The following is a 16,002-nucleotide window of genomic DNA, read 5'->3' on the forward strand; positions in this document are numbered from 1 at the left end:
GACCCACAGATCATTATCCGGATTCAAAGGCGCCGTGCGCCGAACGACCCGGATATCGCAGAGAAGATACTCTCCCGCCCCGGGTCTCCTTACTCCCCCTCAGCCGGTGCGCCCTCGCCGGCGGCCGTCTTGCGGGCGGCCGCCCCCAACTCCCCTTCCCAGCGCAGGTACAGGGAATGCGGCACGTCGACGGCGTCCAGCACCCGTCCGGCCACGAAATCCACGAGTTCGCGCACGGTGGAGCCGCCGGCGTAGAAACCGGGCGAAGCGGGCAGGACGACCGCCCCCTGCGCGTCGAGCTCCACCAGGTGCTTCAACGTCACCCCGTTGAGTGGCGTCTCGCGCACGCAGACGACGAGTGGGCGGCGCTCCTTGAGGGTGACGCTGGCGACGCGCTGCAGCAGGTCCTTGCTCAGGCCGAGCGCGATCCCGGCCACCGCGCCGGTGGTCGCGGGCACCACGAGCATGCCCTTGGCCGGGTAGGAGCCGCTGGACGGGCCGGCCGCGAAGTCCCCGGCGGGCCAGTAGCGGACGTCGTCCAGGCCCTCGTCGCTCCCGAGCCAGGCGGCGAGGTCGGTGCGCCAGTGGGCGTCCCGGAAGGAGATGCCGGTCTCGTCCAGGATGGTGAGCCGGGCGGCGCGGCTGACGACCAGGTCCACCGCCTCGCCGGCGGCCAGCAGCGCGCGGATCACCGAGGCCGCGTACGGCGTCCCCGACGCACCCGAGACCCCGACCACCCACGGCTGACGCTTCGCAGTTCCCATGGGGCAATTCTGTCCCGGCTCCACCCGTGGTTCCGGACCGGGCCGACCGGGAGGGGTCCGGGAGCGCCCGCCCCTGGGAGGATGGGCGCATGGCAGCGACCCTCGTCGACCTCACCCATCAGGTGACCACCGCGATGCCGGTCTACCCCGGCGATCCGGCCGTCCTGCTGGAGCCCGCGCTCACCACGGCCACCGCCGGGGTGAACGTGCTGGCCCTGCACCTCGGCTCGCAGTCCGGGACGCACGTGGACGCGCCGTACCACGTGGACGTCACCTGGCCGACCCTGGACGGGCTGCCGCTGGAGCGGTTCACCGGCCCCGCCGTGGTCGCCGACCTGCGCGGGCTGGAGCCCCGGTCGGCCGTCACCCCCGGGCTGCTGGCGGCCGCGCTGGAGCGGGTCGCGGACTCCGGCGAGGGCACCGTCCTGCTGCTGGCCACCGGCTGGGCCCGGCACTGGGGCACCGACGCCTACCTCGCCCACCCCGCCCTGACCCCGGCCGCCGCCGAGGCGATCGTCGCCGCCGGGGTGCGGACGGTCGGGGTGGACGCGCTCAGCGTCGACCCGACCCCCGACCCGGGCCCGGGCGACCCGGCGGTGGCCGCCCTGCTCGCCGACCTCACCGACGAGCACGACCACGGCGCCGCCGACGAGCCCACGCTCGCCGCGCACCGGGTGCTGCTGGGGGCGCCCGGCGGCGGGGTGATCGCCGAGAACCTGACCGACCTGCGGCCGCTGCTGGCGGCCCAGGAGGCCGGCCTGCCGGTGGAGGTCTCGCTGTTCCCGCTGCGGCTGGTCGCGGCGGACGGCGCACCGGTACGGGCGGTGGCCCGGCTGGGCTGAGCCGGACTCTCCGTCCGGGCCGGGGACTTGGTCTAGACCATCCCCCGTCAACGCCAGTACGCTTTCCGGCCATGGCTGAGATCATCGGAGTGATCGAGCGACTCTGGCGCTACCCCGTGAAGTCCACCGGCGGCGAGCGGCTCGACTCCGTCGAGGTGGACGAGCGCGGCCTGGCCGGCGACCGCCTCTACGCCGTCCGCGACGCCGCGGGGAAGCTCGGCTCGGGCAAGAACACCCGCCGCTTCCGCCGGATGGACGGCCTGCTCCGCCTCTCCGCCCGGCTCGGCCACCGGATCGACGGCCCCGAACTGTTCGATCCGCTCGGCCGCCCGGTCGACCGGCCGAACTCCTTCCTGCGCGCCTACCTCCAGCGCGAGGACGTCGAACTCGCCCGCGAGGACGCCGTCTCGCACTTCGACCGGCTGCCGGTCAGCGTGCTCAGCACCGCCACCCTGGACTGGGTCCGCGAGGCCGTCCCCTTCACCGTGGTCGACGAGCGGCGGTTCCGCCCCAACATCGTGCTGCGCACCCCGCCCGGCACCCCGCCGTTCGTCGAGGACGCCTGGCTCGGCCGCCAGGCCTCCGGCGAGACCCCCGGCAGCGCCAAGCTCTCCTTCGTCGCCTCCAGCGAGCGCTGCGCGATGACCGGCGCCCCGCAGCCCGGACTGCCGCACGCCCCCGAGATCCTCAAGGCCGTCGTGCACGCCCACGACGGCCGGCTCGACGCCCTCGCCGAGGTCGCCGCCCCGGGCCGCCTGCGGGTCGGCGACCGGCTGCTCCTCGGCTGACCACGGCCCCCGCGTCCGTCACCGCCCTTGCCCGAAGGGCGACTTGACCCTCGCGAACCGGCAGCCGAGGACGAGGCACCGCGGGGTGCCGGTCACGGGTCCTCCTCAGGGGGTGTCGCCGACGCTCCCGGATTCCGCCGCGGGGAGGGCGACCGCGCGCAGGTAGGCCTGGGCGAAGAGCTCGACGGTCTCGTCCGTCGACGGCAGCCCGTCCCCCAGGGCGGGTTCCAGCACCGGCCGCATCAGCGCGTGGTTGAGCAGCGGACCGATCATCAGCTGGGTCAGCACCGGGGTGGGCAGCGGTCTCAGCCGGCCGGCCCGCACGTGCGGGCGCAGCAGCCGGTCCAGGCCGGCGAGCGCCTGCGGCAGGGTGGCGGCCATCACCCGGGCGGCGGGGCCGTCTGGGCGGCCGAGCAGGTCGGCGAAGACCGCCGGGACGATCCGCGGCTCGTGCACGAAGGCCGCGGCGAAGGTGGCGTGGAGCGCCCGGACGGTCTCCTCCAGGGTCTCCGGCGGGTCGGCGGCGAGGGCCTCCAGGTCGGGCAGCGCGGAGTGCCGCTCGAACACGGCGGCGAGCAGGCCGTCCCGCCCCTCGAAGACGGTGTGCAGGCTGGGCAGCGAGCAGTCGGCCCGGTCGGCCACGGCGTCCAGGGTGACCCCGGCCAGGCCGCGCTCGGCCACCAGCAGCGCCGCCGCCGCGATCGCGCGCTCGCGCACCGGCGGCCGTCCGCCCGGGTCGACGCCCGCCTCCCGGACGGCCTCGTCCAGCACCGCCCGGGAGCCGCCGAGCCTGCGCAGCAGCGTGCTGCGGGAGATGCCGGCCGTCGCGGCGATCGCCGTGAGCGGGACGTCCGCGACGTCCTGGCCCCGTTCCTTCGCCGCCGTGAGGGCGGCCGTCACCAGCTCCTTCATGTGAAGCATCGTACTACTTGACACCTGGGACGGTTCCAGAGATTCTGTATATGCAGGTTCCACACGGACAGTGATCAATCGAGCACTGAAAGGGGAGAGCCATGAGCGTCGTGATCTCCGGGGGCGGGCCGGCCGGAATGATGCTGGGCCTGATGCTGGCACGCGCCGGTGTCGAGGTGACCGTGCTGGAGAAGCACGGGGACTTCCTGCGCGACTTCCGCGGCGACACCGTCCACGCCTCCACCGTGCGGCTGATGGACGAACTCGGCCTCGGCCGGAAGTTCGCCGCGCTGCCGCAGAGCCGCCTCGGCAACCTGGTGGTGCAGCCGCCCGGCTCCGCCCCCGTCGCGCTGAGCGCCTACGAGCGGCTGCGGCCCCCGTACAACTACATCGCCATGATCCCGCAGTGGGACCTCCTGAACTTCCTGGTCGCGGAGGCCCGGCAGGAGCCCGCCTTCACCCTGCGGATGAACACCGAGGCGACCGGACTGCTCCGGGACAGCGGCCGGGTCACCGGAGTCCGGTACCGCACCCGGGACGGCGAGGAGGGCGAGCTGCGCGCCGACCTCACCGTCGCCGCCGACGGCCGGCACTCCACCCTGCGCCGGGCGGCCGGCCTGGCCGCCCAGGAGTTCCCGGTGCCCTTCGACACCTGGTGGTTCCGGCTGCCCCGGCACCCCCACGAGCAGGCCCAGCCGCCCAGCCTCGTCCCCGGGTTCGGGTCCGGCGACATGGTGCTGAGCTTCGCCCGGACCGACTACTTCCAGATCGCCTACTTCCGCGCCAAGGGCGCCGACCCGCAGCTGCGCGCCGAGGGGATCGAGCGGTTCCGCGAGCGGATCGCCCGGCTGCTGCCCCAGTACGCGGACCGGGTCGACCAGCTGGCGAGCCTCGACGACCTGCACCTGCTCGACGTCCGGCTCAACCGGCTGGACCGCTGGTACACCGACGGGCTGCTGCTGATCGGCGACGCCGCCCACGCGATGTCCCCGGCCGGCGGGGTGGGCATCAACCTCGCCATCCAGGACGCCGTCGCGGCCGCCACCCTGCTCGCCGAACCGCTGCGCCGCGGCCGTCCGACCGTGGCGGCCCTGGCCCGGGTCCAGCACCGCCGGCTGCGGCCGACGGTGATCATGCAGCGGATGCAGCGGGTCCTGCACAGCGTGCTGTTCGAGCCGGTCCTCACCGGCAAGCGGGCCGGCCCGCCCGCCCGGCTGGTGGCCCTCGCCCGGCACGTCCCCGGCTTCCCGGTACTGCTCTCCCGCCTGATCGCCTTCGGCCCGCTCCCCGAGCACGCACCGGCCTTCGCCCGGCGCGACGCCTGAGCCCCGGCGGGCGGCATCCGCCCCGATCCCCGCGAACCGTCCGTTCGGACGGGCGGATCGCGGGGAACGACCGTTGGCATGACGATCCCTCACCGCCTGATCGGCACCGGCGACCACCACGTCCTGGTCCTGCACGACTGGTTCGGCACCAGCGCGGGCTGGGGCCCGTTCCTCGACTACCTCGACGGCAAGGCCTTCGGCTACGCCTTCCTCGACTACCGCGGCTACGGGCTGCGCAAGGGCGTCACCGGCGCGTACACGCTCGCCGAGATCGCCTCCGACGCGCTCGCCCTGGCCGACCAGCTCGGCTGGGACCGCTTCTCGCTGGTCGGCCACTCCATGGGCGGCAAGGCGGCCCAGCAGGTGCTCGCCGAGGCGCCGCTGCGGGTGCGCAAGCTGGTCGGCCTGGCCCCGGTGCCGGCCGGGGAGTACCCGATGGACGCGGCGGGCGAGGCCCTGTTCTACGGCGCGGCCGAGGACCGGGAGAAGCGCTTCGCGATCCTCGACCTGGTCACCGGGCAGCGGGCCGGCCGGGTCTGGCTCGACCACATGGTCGACCAGTCCCTGCGGCAGTCCACCCCCGAGGCCTTCGGCCGCTACGTCCACGACTGGACGACGGCCGACCTGCGGCGCCGGATCGACGGCAACCCGGTGCCGGTCAAGGTGATCGTCGGCGAGCACGACCTCGCCCTCACCGCCGAGGTGATGCGCGGCACCTTCCTCGCCCACTACCCCAACGCCGAGCTGGAGGAACTCGCCGGCAGCGGGCACTACCCGATGTACGAGGCCCCGGTGGCCCTGGCGACGGCGCTGGAGGACTTCCTGCACAACTGAGGCCGGCCCGGCCGGGGCCTCCGTATGATCCGACGATCATGACTGATCACGAGCTCTGGCACCGTCTGGACCGCATCCGCCACGAACGCGGGCTCCTCACCCCCGGCGAGCTGGTGCTGCTCGCCGACCGGGGCGTGGCCGTCCTCGACCCGTTCTCCGTACTGGTCGCGCGGCGGGTGACGCTGTCGGCGGAGACCGTCCTGTACCCGGGCGCGACCGTCGAGTGCGACGCGGACAGCGACTGCGCGATCGGCCCGGGCACCGTCCTGTACGGCGGCGCCCGGATCGTCGCGACCGGCGGCGGGCGGATCACCGTCGGACGCCGCGCGCGGATCGGCGAGGGCGGCGCCGTGGTCAGGGCCGGGGCGGGCGAGGCCATCGAGCTCGGGGACGAGGTCAGGATCGCCAACGGCGCCGAGCTGACGGGCCGTTGCCGCCTCGGCACCGGCGCCCAGGTCCTCGGCCCGATCTCCGCCCGCGCGGTCGAGCTCGCCGCCGGCCGCCCGTACACCCACCCCGACCCGGACGGTCGCGGCGGCGTCCTCAAGGGCCACGGCCGGGCCCGGGGCACCCGGGTCGGCGTCGGCGAGGTCGTCAACGGCAACGGCGACTTCGCCGCCGCCCCGGTCGAACGCCAGCGGACCTACCACCCGGACGCCCCCCACCTGGGCGACTGACCCCGCGGCGCCTCCGGACCCGTACCCCGCACCCCGGGACCGAGGAGGTCGGCGGCCGCCCAGAGCGCGAAGCATCAGGGGGCGTGCGGGAGTTGGCGCGCGCCACGGGGTAGACGCTGGCGCATGGACCCGAGACCCGTGCGCATTGGGCGTCTCATCCTTCTCGCTTACGTTCGATGCATGACAGATGAGCGAGTTGACGACACGTCGCCGGTGCTGGTGATCGGCGTCTCCGGAGCGGTCGGGCGGCACGTCGGGCTGCAGCTCGCGGCGGCCGGCGTGCGGGTGCGGACACTGCCCCGGCGGGAGCTGCGCGACCCGGCGTCGCTGGAGGCCGCGGTGCAGGGCGCCGGCGCGGTGCTGCTGGGGTGGCCGTTCCCGACGGCGGACGGGGCCACGGAGGCCGTCGGCGTGCTGGCCCGGGAGGTCGGGCGGGTGGTGTTCCTGTCCTCGGCCGTCCCCGGCCGGCCGGAGGGCGGGATCGAGGCGCTGCTCGCCGGCAGCGGGGTGCGGCACACGGTGCTGCGGGCGCACGGCTTCGCCGCCGCGTTGCAGTGGGCGGAGGAGATCAGGGCCGGGGGCACGGTGCGGGGCTACGGCGGCGCGGCCGGGCTGAACCCGGTGGACGAGCGGGACGTCGCGGCGGTGGCCGTCCGGGCCCTGGTGGAGGACGGCCACGACGGCGCCCGGTACGTCCTCACCGGCCCGGAGTCGCCGACCCAGGCGGAGCAGGTGGAGATCATCGGCGCGGCCACAGGGCGCCCGGCCAGCTGGCAGGAGGTCTCCCGCGAGACCGCCCGCCACCGGTTGTCCGCCGCCGGCCGCCCGTCGGCCGCCGTCGACGGCGCCCTGGACCTCGTCCACGCCCGCCTCACCGCCCCCGAGCCGGCCACCAGCACCGTCCAGGACGTCACCGGCCACCCGGCCCGCAGCTTCCACGCCTGGGCGAGGGACCACGCGGCCCTGTTCCGCTGAGCCGGTCCACGAGCGGCGGGCGGGCCCGGACGAGGCGGGAGGAGCGCCCCGTGAGCCCGCCGGCGGACGCGCGGATCAGATCCCGAGCCCCCGGACGACCAGGTCCACCAGCGCGAAGAAGAACAGCGAGATCCCCACGAAGCTGTTGGTCTGGAAGAACGCCCGGTTGAGCTTCGACAGGTCGTTCGGCCGCACGATGGTGTGCTCGTACACGAAGGCCCCCGCGACGACCACGAGGCCGATCCAGAACGCCGCTCCGGCGTCCGTCAGGAGCGCGAACCAGCCCAGCAGGAGCGTCGTCAGGACGTGGCACACCCGCGCGCCCCGGATGGCCGCCGGCACGCCGTACCGCGCGGGCACCGAACGGACCCCGTGCTCGCGGTCGGACTCGACGTCCTGGCAGGCGTAGACGAGGTCGAAGCCGCCGATCCAGATGCCGACGGCCACGCCCAGCACGACCGCCTCCCACGACCAGCTGCCCGTGACCGCGAGCCAGGCGCCGACCGGCCCCATCGCCTGGGCGATGCCCAGGATCGCCTGCGGGAAGTTCGTGAACCGCTTGCCGTACGGGTAGACCACCATCGGCACCACGGCGACCGGCGCGAGCGCCAGGCAGAGCGGGTTGAGCATCGCGGCCGCGCCGAGGAAGACCACCAGCGCGACGGCCGAGCCGACGTACGCGGTCTTCAACGACACCGCTCCGGTGACCAGTTCACGCGTGGCCGTGCGCGGGTTGCGGGCGTCGATCTCCCGGTCGATGATCCGGTTCGCCGCCATGGCGAAGGTGCGCAGCCCCACCATGCACACGGTGACGACGAACAGCTCGCCCCAGTGCACCCGCTTGTCCGCGAGGAACATGGCCGTCAGCGCGGCGATGTACGCGAACGGGAGCGCGAAGACCGAGTGCTCGATCATCACCAGGCGGAGGAACGCCCTGGTGCGCCCCGGTGTCTCGACAGCGGCCGTGCTCACAGTCCGTATTCCTTCCAGCGGCGCGACACCAGTTCGGCGGTGGCCGGGTCGGAGGACACCATCTCCGGCCAGCCGCCGTCCCGGGTGTACCCCTCCTCCGGCAGCTTGCGGGTCGCGTCGATGCCCGCCTTGCCGCCCCAGAACTGCTGGTACGAGGCGTGGTCCAGGTGGTCCACCGGGCCTTCGACCACGGTCAGGTCCCGGCTGTAGTCGACGTTGCCGAAGGCCCGCCAGGCGACCTCCTGGTAGTCGTGCACGTCGCAGTCGGCGTCCACCACGATGATCAGCTTGGTCAGCGACATCATGTGCGCGCCCCAGATCGCGTGCATCGTCTTCTGGGCGTGCTTGGCGTACTTCTTGTCGATCGAGACGATCACGCAGTTGTGGAAGCCGCCGGCCTCGGGCAGGTCGTAGTCGACGATGTCCGGGATGATGATCTTCAGCAGCGGCAGGAAGAACCGCTCGGTGAACTTGCCCAGCGGGCCGTCCTCCGTCGGCGGGCGGCCGACCACGATGGACTGGAGGATCGGGCGGCGGCGCATCGTCACGCAGTCGATCTTCAGCGCCGGGAACGGCTCCTGCGGGGTGTAGAAGCCCGTGTGGTCGCCGAACGGGCCCTCGGGCAGCATCTCGCCGGGCTCCAGCCAGCCCTCCAGGACCACCTCGGCGTCGGCCGGGACCTGGAGCGGCACCGTCTTGCAGTCGACCATCCGGACCCGCTCCCCGGCGACGAAGCCGGCGAAGAGGTACTCGTCGATGTCCCCGGGCAGCGGCGCGGTGGCCGCGTAGGTGACGGCCGGGGGGCAGCCGAAGGCGATCGCGACCGGGAGGCGCTCACCGCGCTTGGCCGCCACCGCGGCGTGGTTGCGGCTGTCCTTGTGGATCTGCCAGTGCATGCCGATGGTGCGGCGGTCGTGCCGCTGGAGCCGGTAGAGGCCCAGGTTGCGGATGCCGCTGTCCGGGTCCTTGGTGTGGGTCAGGCCCAGGTTGAAGAAGGAGCCGCCGTCCTGCGGCCAGGTGAAGAGCGCGGGCAGGTCGTCCAGGTCGACGTCGTCGCCGGTGAGCACGACCTCCTGCACCGGGGCGTCACCCGGCTTCACGTGCCGGGGCGGGACGTGCGCCATCGAGGCGAGCTTGCCGAAGGCGTCCCGGAAGCCGGTGAAGCCCTGCGGCAGCTCGGGCTTGAGCAGGCCGGCGATCTTCTCGGAGATGTCGTCCGGGCCCTTGAGGCCGAGCGCCTTGGCCAGCCGCCGCTCGGTGCCGAAGACGTTCATCGCCAGGGGCATCGACGAGCCCTTGACGTTCTCGAAGAGCAGCGCCGGGCCCTTGGCCTTCTGCACCCGGTCGACGATCTCGCCGATCTCCAGGTGCGGGTCCACCTCCGCCTTGATGCGCTTGAGGTCGCCCTCACGGTCGAGGGCCCGGAGAAACGAGCGGAGATCGTCGTATGCCATGCCTGTCAGTATCCGCCACCCGATAGCCTGGCCGGGTCAAGGGCCCCTGGAAGGCGCCCGCCACCATCGCCGCCCGGGGGGAGATCCCAGCCGTGCCGAGGATTCTTCTGACCATCATCCTTCCGCTCGCGCTCTGGGTCTGGGCGTTCGTGGACTGCCTGACCACGCCCGAGGACGAGGTGAAGCACCTGCCCAAGGTGGTCTGGGTGCTGATCGTGCTGCTCTTCCCGCCGCTGGGCCCGATCGCCTGGCTGATCGCCGGCAAGCAGCGCGGCTTCCTGCGGGCCGCGCCCGCCGGGGCCCACCCGGGGTACCCGGCCGACGACCGGGCGGGCCGTCCCGCCGCGCGCGGCGGGCGCCCGCTGGCGCCGGACGACGACCCCGAGTTCCTCGCCTCGTTGAAGAAGGACGACAAAGACCACGAGTCCATGCTCAAGCAGTGGGAGGCCGATCTGCGCCGTCGCGAGCGGGAGCTGCGCGACCGCGACGAGCCCGAGGACGGCAGGAAGAGCTGATCGGAGCGGGTCCGCCCGCTCGCCCGGACAGCCCACCCCCACCGTGCGGGGTGGGCTGCGGCATTTTTGGTGCTTCCCTACGACTGCGCAACCCCTAACCCGGACGGCGACCCCCTGCCCGCCGGGCTTGAGCGGACCTTGAGCGGGGCCCAAGAGGACCGGCCTACAGTACTGGGAGACGGCCCTGACCTGCGCTTTCCTTCATGCTCAGATCATCGGACCATCATCTGTCCGACAACCCCCGGTATCCGAATGAACACCGAGCGCTCAGTCAACGATCCGACCGCTTCTGTCCAGGCCTGACAGCTAAACGAACTCGACCTTGTACGGAATCGACGCCGAAACCAGCGCACGGCCCCTCGTACAGTCATAAGTGAAGAAAGTGATTCGCAGCCGGGGGCACAGCAGACGTTGGCTGTCGGACAGTTCCCTCACCCTTGGAGTGGTTCGAGATGACGGTTGTGCATGAGGCGCCGGTCGACGGCGAGGTCCCCGAGGTCCCGGCCGACGCCCGCGGGCGGGTCGCCGAGCTGCACGAGCTGCGCGAGAAGGTCCGCCGCGGCCCCAGCGACAAGGCCACCGAGGCCCAGCACGCCAAGGGCAAGCTGACCGCGCGCGAGCGCATCGAGCTGCTGCTGGACGAGGGCTCCTTCCAGGAGGTCGAGCCGTTTCGCCGGCACCGCGCCCAGGGCTTCGGCCTGGAGGCCAAGAAGCCGCACACCGACGGCGTGATCGTCGGCTGGGGCACCGTCCACGGGCGCACCGTCTTCACGTACGCGCACGACTTCCGGATCTTCGGCGGCGCGCTGGGCGAGGCCCACGCCCAGAAGATCCACAAGATCATGGACATGGCCATCGCGGCCGGTGCCCCGCTGGTCTCGCTGAACGACGGCGCCGGCGCCCGCATCCAGGAGGGCGTCACCGCCCTGGCCGGCTACGGCGGCATCTTCCAGCGCAACACCAAGGCGTCCGGCGTCATCCCGCAGATCTCGGTGATGCTCGGCCCGTGCGCCGGCGGCGCCGCGTACTCCCCCGCGCTGACCGACTTCGTCTTCATGGTCCGCGAGACCTCGCAGATGTTCATCACCGGCCCGGACGTGGTCCAGGCGGTCACCGGCGAGAAGATCAGCCAGAACGGCCTCGGCGGCGCCGACGTGCACGCCGGCGTCTCCGGCGTCTCGCACTTCGTCTACGACGACGAGCAGTCCTGCATCGAGGAGGTCCGCTACCTCCTGTCGCTGCTGCCGCAGAACAACCGCGAGATGCCGCCGTCCGTGGTGACCGAGGACCCGGTCCAGCGCCGCAACGACAGCCTGCTGGACCTGGTGCCCGCCGACGGCAACCGCCCGTACGACATGCGCAAGGTGATCGAGGAGATCGTCGACCACGGCGAGTACCTGGAGGTCCACGAGCGCTGGGCCACCAACGTGCTCTGCGTGCTCGCCCGGATCGACGGCCACGTCGTCGGCATCATCGCCAACCAGCCGCAGTCGCTGGCCGGCGTGCTGGACATCAACGCGAGCGAGAAGGCCGCCCGCTTCGTCCAGATGTGCGACGCCTTCAACATCCCGCTGGTCACCCTGCTCGACGTCCCCGGCTTCCTGCCCGGCGTCGACCAGGAGCACGGCGGCATCATCCGCCACGGCGCCAAGCTGCTGTACGCGTACTGCAACGCCACCGTGCCGCGCATCTCGCTGATCCTGCGCAAGGCCTACGGCGGCGCGTACATCGTGATGGACTCCCGCTCGATCGGCGCCGACCTGTCGTACGCCTGGCCGACCAACGAGATCGCCGTGATGGGCGCCGAGGGCGCGGCCAACGTCATCTTCCGGCGCGAGATCAACGCCGCCGAGGACCCGGACGCCATGCGCGCCCAGAAGATCAAGGAATACAAGAACGAGCTGATGCACCCGTACTACGCGGCCGAGCGCGGCCTCGTGGACGACGTCATCGACCCGGCCGAGACCCGCCAGGTGATCGCTTCCGCCCTGGCCATGCTCCGCACCAAGCACGCCGACCTGCCCAGCCGCAAGCACGGCAACCCGCCGATGTAGTGGCGCGCACCGCCGCGACAGCCCGCACCTCAGCAGCAGCCCGCACCGACGCGCCACCACCTCAGACCGCAGCCACCCGGGGGAGAAACCAGGACATGACCGCTTCCGCCGAACCCCTCGTCCGCATCGTCCGCGGCAGCCTCACCGACGAGGAACTCGCCGCCCTGACCGCCGTCCTCGCCGCGCGCGCCGCCGTCGCGCAGCAGTCCGCCGCCGCCGCGCCGATCGAGCCGATCGCCAACTGGCAGCGCCTGGAGCGCCGCCCGGCGTACTACTCGCCGTTCAGCTGGCAGCAGGCGGCCTGACGGCCCACGGCCCGTGCCGACGGCCGGTCACCCCGCTCGGGTGACCGGCCGTCCGGCGTTGCCCGGGCCGCCTCGGGCTTCGTCCGGGGCCGCGTCGGCGCCGGCCCGGGGCCGCTCCGGCGGTGCTCCCGCCCGGTCGGCCGGGGCCGGAGGGGCCCGCGGCGGGCTCGGTAGGATGCCTACTGGACGGTATGCGTCCGCCGCCCCGTCCGCCCCCATAGGATCGGCCGCTGCCGAGACCAGAACTTTCCAGGGAGGCTGCGATGGCCAGGCAGGCCCGCGCGCTGGCGACCCGCCAGACGGTACTCGTCGCGGCGGCCGAGGTGTTCGACGAGCGGGGCTACGCCGCCGCCACGATGTCCGAGATCCTGGACCGCGCCGGCGTCACCAAGGGCGCGCTGTACTTCCACTTCCGCTCCAAGGAGGAGCTGGCGCTCGCCGTCATCGAGGGACAGGGCGTCTTCATCTCCGGCTGGACACCGGCCTCGGACAGCCCGGTGCAGAACCTGATCGACCTCGGGTACGCCTTCGCCCGCGCGCTCCAGACCGACCCGCTGGTGCGCGGCAGCATCCGGCTGACGATCGAGCACGGCAGCTTCACCCAACCGCAGCTCGCGGCCTACCAGGGCTGGATGGACACCGTCCGCGTCCTGCTGGAGCACGCCCGGGAGGCCGGCGACCTCCACCCGGGGGTCGACCTGACCGCGGCCGCCGGGGTGATCACCGGGGCCGTCACCGGCATCCAGCTGAGCTCCCAGGTGCTGGCCGACCGGCAGGACCTGATCCAGCGGCTGTCCGACCTCTGGACGCTGCTGCTGCCCGGCCTGGTCCAGCCGCACGCGCTCGCCCGGCTGAGCGTCGCCGAGCGCGCCTGAGCCCCGACTCCGGGAGCCCCGGGGCCGGGGCCGGTCAGACCCGGTAGCCCGCCCGGCGCTCCGCCGTCACCAGGGCCGGCAGCGCGGCCGTCCAGAGCCGGCTCACCGCCTCAGGACCGGGCCGGCCGGTCTCCTCGCCCGCGAGCAGCACCTGGCCGGCCGCCACCGCGGTGAGCAGTTCGGCGGCGGCCCGCCGGTCCACCCCGGGGCGCAGCTCGCCGGCCTCGGCGGCGCGGTCCAGCAGCCGGTGGACGACGGCGGTGAGGCTGCGCCAGGCGACGTCGGAGGCCACGGGCGGGCCGTCCGGCCCCTCCTGGGCGCCGTCCCGGCGCGGGCCCTGGCGGCCGAGCCGGACGCCGGCCCGCACCACCACGTCCTCGCGCAGCATCCGGGCCAGCTCGTGCGAGAAGTCGATCAGCCCCTGGAGGGCCGGGCCGTCGGCCCGCAGCGCGCGCAGCGCGGCCGAGCCGACCTCCCGCCCGGAGGCGCGGCGCACCCCGTCGGCGAGGGCCTGCTTGGACACGAAGTGGAAGTAGAGGGCCCCCTTGCTCACCCCGGCCCGGCGGCTGATGTCGACCAGGCTGGCGGCCTCGAAGCCCACCCGCGCGAAGGTCTCCGCGGCGGCGAGCAGTACGGCCCGCCGGGTCCGCCCAGCCCGCTCCTGCTTGACCACTGGCCCCCTCCGGACTCGGCCGGGCGCGATCCCCGCCCCACCCGGCTGCTGTCGGCGCGGCCCCTGCGGGGGCGGCGCTCGCATGCGGACGGCACCCTCCGAAACCGCATGGTTGGTATCTAATCTAGCGCTTGCTTCGCCCCCGCCGTCCAGCGGGGACGGCCCCCCACCGATGGTCCGAGGCCTCCCGAACGGGCATTCCCGCAGCCCAGGGGGCAGGTAGCGTGGCCGGGCCGGAGCGTTCGACCTGGGCACCCCAGCCGCCGAACACAAACCGGGTGGTATGTATGTTTTGCTCGGACGGCCGTGGCGGCCGCTCCGACCGACACCCTGAAGCGGGGGCCCGTCATGCCATCGATCGTAGAGCCGGACCCGCACGATCCGTACGCCCACCCCGGCCCGGGCAACGCCGGCGGCTTCGGGTTCGACGACGGCCCCACCGCCGGCTACGACTTCCACCACGGCCCCGCCACCGGCTACGACTTCCACGACCGGACCGTCTCCCGGCACCTGGTGCACCGCGCCTCGGTGTCCGAGGTGTTCCTCACCGGCTGGCAGGCCACCGGCCCGTACGACTTCCTGCTCGGCGCCCAGTGGCCCCGGCTGCACGGCTTCTACCGGCTGCCCGGGGACCGCTACCACGACCCGGTGCTGCTGGCCGAAACGATCCGGCAGACCGGGCTGCTGATCGGCCACGCCGGGTTCGGGGTGCCGCGCGGCCACCACTTCATGATGGAGGACCTCTCCTACGCGCTCGACGGGACCGGCCTGCCGGGCCTCGCCGTCACCGCCGGCCCCGCCTCGCTGATGCTGGCCGTCGGCTGCGAGGACGTCCGGATGCGGCACGGCGAGCTCGCCTCGCTCCGGGTCTGCGTCGACGTCACCCGGGACGGCCGGCCGATCGGCCGCGGCAGCGGACGGCTGCGGGTGGTCTCCCCCGCCTCGTACGCCCGGCTGCGCGGCCCCGCGCGGCGCACCCTCCCACCGCGCCCGCCGGCACCCGCCGCGCCCGAGCTGGTCGGCCGCGCACAGCCGGCGGACGTGGTGCTCAGCCCGACCCTGGCGCCGGACACCTGGCTGCTGCGCGCCGACGCCACCCACCCGGTGCTGTTCGACCACGAGCTGGACCACGTGCCCGGGATGCTGGTGCTGGAGGCCGCCCGGCAGGCCGCCCAGCGGCTGCGCCACCCCGAGCCGGTGGTCCCGGTCGAGCTGGTGACCTCCTTCGACCACTACATCGAGCTGGACCGGCCCTGCTTCGTCCGGGCCGCCCCCGAACCGGCCCCCGGGCCGGCCGCGGCGGACGGGCGGCTCGCGGTACGGGTCGAGCTGCTCCAGGACGGCCGGACGGCGGCCGAGTGCCTGCTGCTCACCGTGCCGGTGGACGGACCGGCCGAGGGCCCGAGAGTGCCGGTCCGGCGGGACGCCTACGACGGCCGCCCCGCCGTCCCGGGCCCCGCCGTACCCGGCCCTCCCCTGCCGGGCCTCGGGGGCGCCCGGCTGCCGCTGGCGAGTTAGGGACGCCCCGGGCCCGTCAGGCGGCCACCAGGGCGGCCGGCCGGCCCGCGTGCATCACGCTGAGGTTGGTCGCCAGCCGGACCGGGTCCTGGGACAGCCAGAGCCGCAGCGCGGCACCCAGGGCCGCGCTGGCCGACTCGACCCGGACGTCGGTGATCTGCGCGATCCGTGCCGCGCCCGGCACCAGCAGATCGGCCAGCGGGGTCGGCAGCCACACCGTCAGGGCGCACGGCGCGGGCACGGCCAGCGCCCCCAGCAACCGGTAGGCGTCCCCCGGCGCGCTGAGCGTCGGGATGATGTCCAGCAGCGCGTCGGACACCACCTCCGACACGTCGCTCCGGTGTCCCTGGGCGAGCCTGCGGAGCAGCGTGCGCTCGGCGGCGGTGATTCGGACGGTCAGCATGACCTCGTCGCACTCCATTGCGCGATTTCCTCCTCAGTTCCCTCTCGCACCGGCCGGCGGCCGGCGCGCACTACCCCGTTTCACACATCGGCCCGGCTACCTGTGGGAGAGAGCCG

17 protein-coding genes are annotated in these 16,002 nt (G+C 73.7%); 11 read left to right on the plus strand and 6 right to left on the minus strand.

Annotated elements, in window-relative coordinates; all coding sequences use genetic code 11:
- Window positions 1-89 precede the first annotated feature (89 nt).
- Complete coding sequence (locus AMK13_RS23840) at window positions 90-764, minus strand: UbiX family flavin prenyltransferase (RefSeq protein ID WP_049651542.1); 675 nt, start codon at window positions 762-764, stop codon at window positions 90-92.
- Window positions 765-853: 89 nt separating this feature from the next.
- Here AMK13_RS23840 and AMK13_RS23845 point away from each other — a divergent pair, with 89 nt between their 5' ends.
- Together AMK13_RS23845 and AMK13_RS23850 are read left to right on the plus strand one after the other, a co-directional pair.
- Window positions 854-1,606 (plus strand): cyclase family protein, encoded by a 753-nt coding sequence (locus AMK13_RS23845; protein WP_074004000.1) that lies wholly within the window; start codon window positions 854-856, stop codon window positions 1,604-1,606.
- Window positions 1,607-1,677: 71 nt separating this feature from the next.
- A complete protein-coding gene (locus AMK13_RS23850) occupies window positions 1,678-2,394 on the plus strand; it encodes an MOSC domain-containing protein (RefSeq protein ID WP_074004001.1) in 717 nt (238 codons plus the stop codon).
- Window positions 2,395-2,499: 105 nt separating this feature from the next.
- On the opposite strand, the gene AMK13_RS23855 is transcribed toward AMK13_RS23850, so the two are convergent.
- Entirely contained in the window at window positions 2,500-3,306 is an 807-nt protein-coding gene (locus tag AMK13_RS23855) for a TetR/AcrR family transcriptional regulator (RefSeq protein WP_049651539.1), read from the minus strand.
- 101 nt (window positions 3,307-3,407) lie between these two features.
- On the opposite strand from AMK13_RS23855, the gene AMK13_RS23860 reads away from it, so the two are divergent.
- From AMK13_RS23860 to AMK13_RS23875, 4 genes are all read left to right on the plus strand, one after another.
- Window positions 3,408-4,631 carry an FAD-dependent oxidoreductase gene (locus AMK13_RS23860; protein ID WP_074004002.1) on the plus strand — a complete coding sequence of 408 codons (1,224 nt, stop codon included), beginning with the start codon at window positions 3,408-3,410 and terminating at the stop codon, window positions 4,629-4,631.
- Window positions 4,632-4,709: 78 nt separating this feature from the next.
- Window positions 4,710-5,465 (plus strand): alpha/beta fold hydrolase, encoded by a 756-nt coding sequence (locus tag AMK13_RS23865; protein WP_074004003.1) that lies wholly within the window; start codon window positions 4,710-4,712, stop codon window positions 5,463-5,465.
- 38 nt (window positions 5,466-5,503) lie between these two features.
- The gene (locus AMK13_RS23870; RefSeq protein ID WP_074004004.1) at window positions 5,504-6,142 is read left to right on the plus strand and encodes a hypothetical protein; all 639 of its coding nucleotides are present in this window, start codon (window positions 5,504-5,506) and stop codon (window positions 6,140-6,142) included.
- 180 nt (window positions 6,143-6,322) lie between these two features.
- Window positions 6,323-7,117, plus strand: a complete 795-nt coding sequence (locus AMK13_RS23875) for a hypothetical protein (RefSeq protein WP_074004005.1) — start codon at window positions 6,323-6,325, stop codon at window positions 7,115-7,117.
- A 75-nt stretch (window positions 7,118-7,192) separates the two neighbouring features.
- Here AMK13_RS23875 and mqnP read toward each other — a convergent pair whose 3' ends face one another.
- Together mqnP and AMK13_RS23885 are read right to left on the minus strand one after the other, a co-directional pair.
- Window positions 7,193-8,089, minus strand: a complete 897-nt coding sequence (mqnP, locus tag AMK13_RS23880; protein WP_369808292.1) for a menaquinone biosynthesis prenyltransferase MqnP — start codon at window positions 8,087-8,089, stop codon at window positions 7,193-7,195.
- Window positions 8,086-9,543, minus strand: coding sequence for a menaquinone biosynthesis decarboxylase (locus AMK13_RS23885; protein WP_074004006.1), 1,458 nt, complete (start codon window positions 9,541-9,543; stop codon window positions 8,086-8,088). The genes mqnP and AMK13_RS23885 overlap by 4 nt, the downstream gene beginning before the upstream one ends.
- Before the next feature lie 92 nt (window positions 9,544-9,635).
- On the opposite strand from AMK13_RS23885, the gene AMK13_RS23890 reads away from it, so the two are divergent.
- The 4 genes from AMK13_RS23890 (at window position 9,636) to AMK13_RS23905 (ending at window position 13,292) form a co-directional block, all read left to right on the plus strand.
- On the plus strand, window positions 9,636-10,058 hold the full coding sequence (locus tag AMK13_RS23890) for a PLD nuclease N-terminal domain-containing protein (protein WP_049651532.1): 423 nt from the start codon (window positions 9,636-9,638) through the stop codon (window positions 10,056-10,058).
- 452 nt (window positions 10,059-10,510) lie between these two features.
- On the plus strand, window positions 10,511-12,112 hold the full coding sequence (locus tag AMK13_RS23895; RefSeq protein ID WP_049651531.1) for an acyl-CoA carboxylase subunit beta: 1,602 nt from the start codon (window positions 10,511-10,513) through the stop codon (window positions 12,110-12,112).
- Between the two features lie 95 nt (window positions 12,113-12,207).
- On the plus strand, window positions 12,208-12,417 hold the full coding sequence (locus AMK13_RS23900; protein ID WP_074004007.1) for an acyl-CoA carboxylase epsilon subunit: 210 nt from the start codon (window positions 12,208-12,210) through the stop codon (window positions 12,415-12,417).
- A gap of 263 nt (window positions 12,418-12,680) precedes the next feature.
- Window positions 12,681-13,292: a ScbR family autoregulator-binding transcription factor gene (locus tag AMK13_RS23905; RefSeq protein WP_049661418.1), complete on the plus strand. Its 612-nt coding sequence runs from the start codon at window positions 12,681-12,683 to the stop codon at window positions 13,290-13,292.
- Window positions 13,293-13,326: 34 nt separating this feature from the next.
- On the opposite strand, the gene AMK13_RS23910 is transcribed toward AMK13_RS23905, so the two are convergent.
- On the minus strand, window positions 13,327-13,965 hold the full coding sequence (locus AMK13_RS23910) for a ScbR family autoregulator-binding transcription factor (RefSeq protein ID WP_074004008.1): 639 nt from the start codon (window positions 13,963-13,965) through the stop codon (window positions 13,327-13,329).
- Between the two features lie 348 nt (window positions 13,966-14,313).
- Between AMK13_RS23910 and AMK13_RS23915 the strand changes: the two genes are divergently transcribed.
- Window positions 14,314-15,483, plus strand: coding sequence for a ScbA/BarX family gamma-butyrolactone biosynthesis protein (locus AMK13_RS23915; RefSeq protein WP_143204613.1), 1,170 nt, complete (start codon window positions 14,314-14,316; stop codon window positions 15,481-15,483).
- 16 nt (window positions 15,484-15,499) lie between these two features.
- On the opposite strand, the gene AMK13_RS42085 is transcribed toward AMK13_RS23915, so the two are convergent.
- The gene (locus AMK13_RS42085) at window positions 15,500-15,886 is read right to left on the minus strand and encodes a hypothetical protein (RefSeq protein WP_143204614.1); all 387 of its coding nucleotides are present in this window, start codon (window positions 15,884-15,886) and stop codon (window positions 15,500-15,502) included.
- Between the last annotated feature and the right edge of the window lie 116 nt (window positions 15,887-16,002).

The sequence above is a fragment of the Streptomyces sp. CB02056 genome (assembly GCF_001905545.1).
Classification (GTDB): domain Bacteria; phylum Actinomycetota; class Actinomycetes; order Streptomycetales; family Streptomycetaceae; genus Kitasatospora.

Coding starts and splice junctions, on each gene's coding strand:
- AMK13_RS23840 (WP_049651542.1), bottom strand. CDS start 764: ATGGGAACTGCGAAGCGTCAGCCGTGGGTGGTCGGGGTCTCGGGTGCG.
- AMK13_RS23845 (WP_074004000.1), top strand. CDS start 854: ATGGCAGCGACCCTCGTCGACCTCACCCATCAGGTGACCACCGCGATG.
- AMK13_RS23850 (WP_074004001.1), top strand. CDS start 1,678: ATGGCTGAGATCATCGGAGTGATCGAGCGACTCTGGCGCTACCCCGTG.
- AMK13_RS23855 (WP_049651539.1), bottom strand. CDS start 3,306: ATGAAGGAGCTGGTGACGGCCGCCCTCACGGCGGCGAAGGAACGGGGC.
- AMK13_RS23860 (WP_074004002.1), top strand. CDS start 3,408: ATGAGCGTCGTGATCTCCGGGGGCGGGCCGGCCGGAATGATGCTGGGC.
- AMK13_RS23865 (WP_074004003.1), top strand. CDS start 4,710: ATGACGATCCCTCACCGCCTGATCGGCACCGGCGACCACCACGTCCTG.
- AMK13_RS23870 (WP_074004004.1), top strand. CDS start 5,504: ATGACTGATCACGAGCTCTGGCACCGTCTGGACCGCATCCGCCACGAA.
- AMK13_RS23875 (WP_074004005.1), top strand. CDS start 6,323: ATGACAGATGAGCGAGTTGACGACACGTCGCCGGTGCTGGTGATCGGC.
- AMK13_RS23885 (WP_074004006.1), bottom strand. CDS start 9,543: ATGGCATACGACGATCTCCGCTCGTTTCTCCGGGCCCTCGACCGTGAG.
- AMK13_RS23895 (WP_049651531.1), top strand. CDS start 10,511: ATGACGGTTGTGCATGAGGCGCCGGTCGACGGCGAGGTCCCCGAGGTC.
- AMK13_RS23900 (WP_074004007.1), top strand. CDS start 12,208: ATGACCGCTTCCGCCGAACCCCTCGTCCGCATCGTCCGCGGCAGCCTC.
- AMK13_RS23905 (WP_049661418.1), top strand. CDS start 12,681: ATGGCCAGGCAGGCCCGCGCGCTGGCGACCCGCCAGACGGTACTCGTC.
- AMK13_RS23915 (WP_143204613.1), top strand. CDS start 14,314: ATGCCATCGATCGTAGAGCCGGACCCGCACGATCCGTACGCCCACCCC.
- AMK13_RS42085 (WP_143204614.1), bottom strand. CDS start 15,886: ATGCTGACCGTCCGAATCACCGCCGCCGAGCGCACGCTGCTCCGCAGG.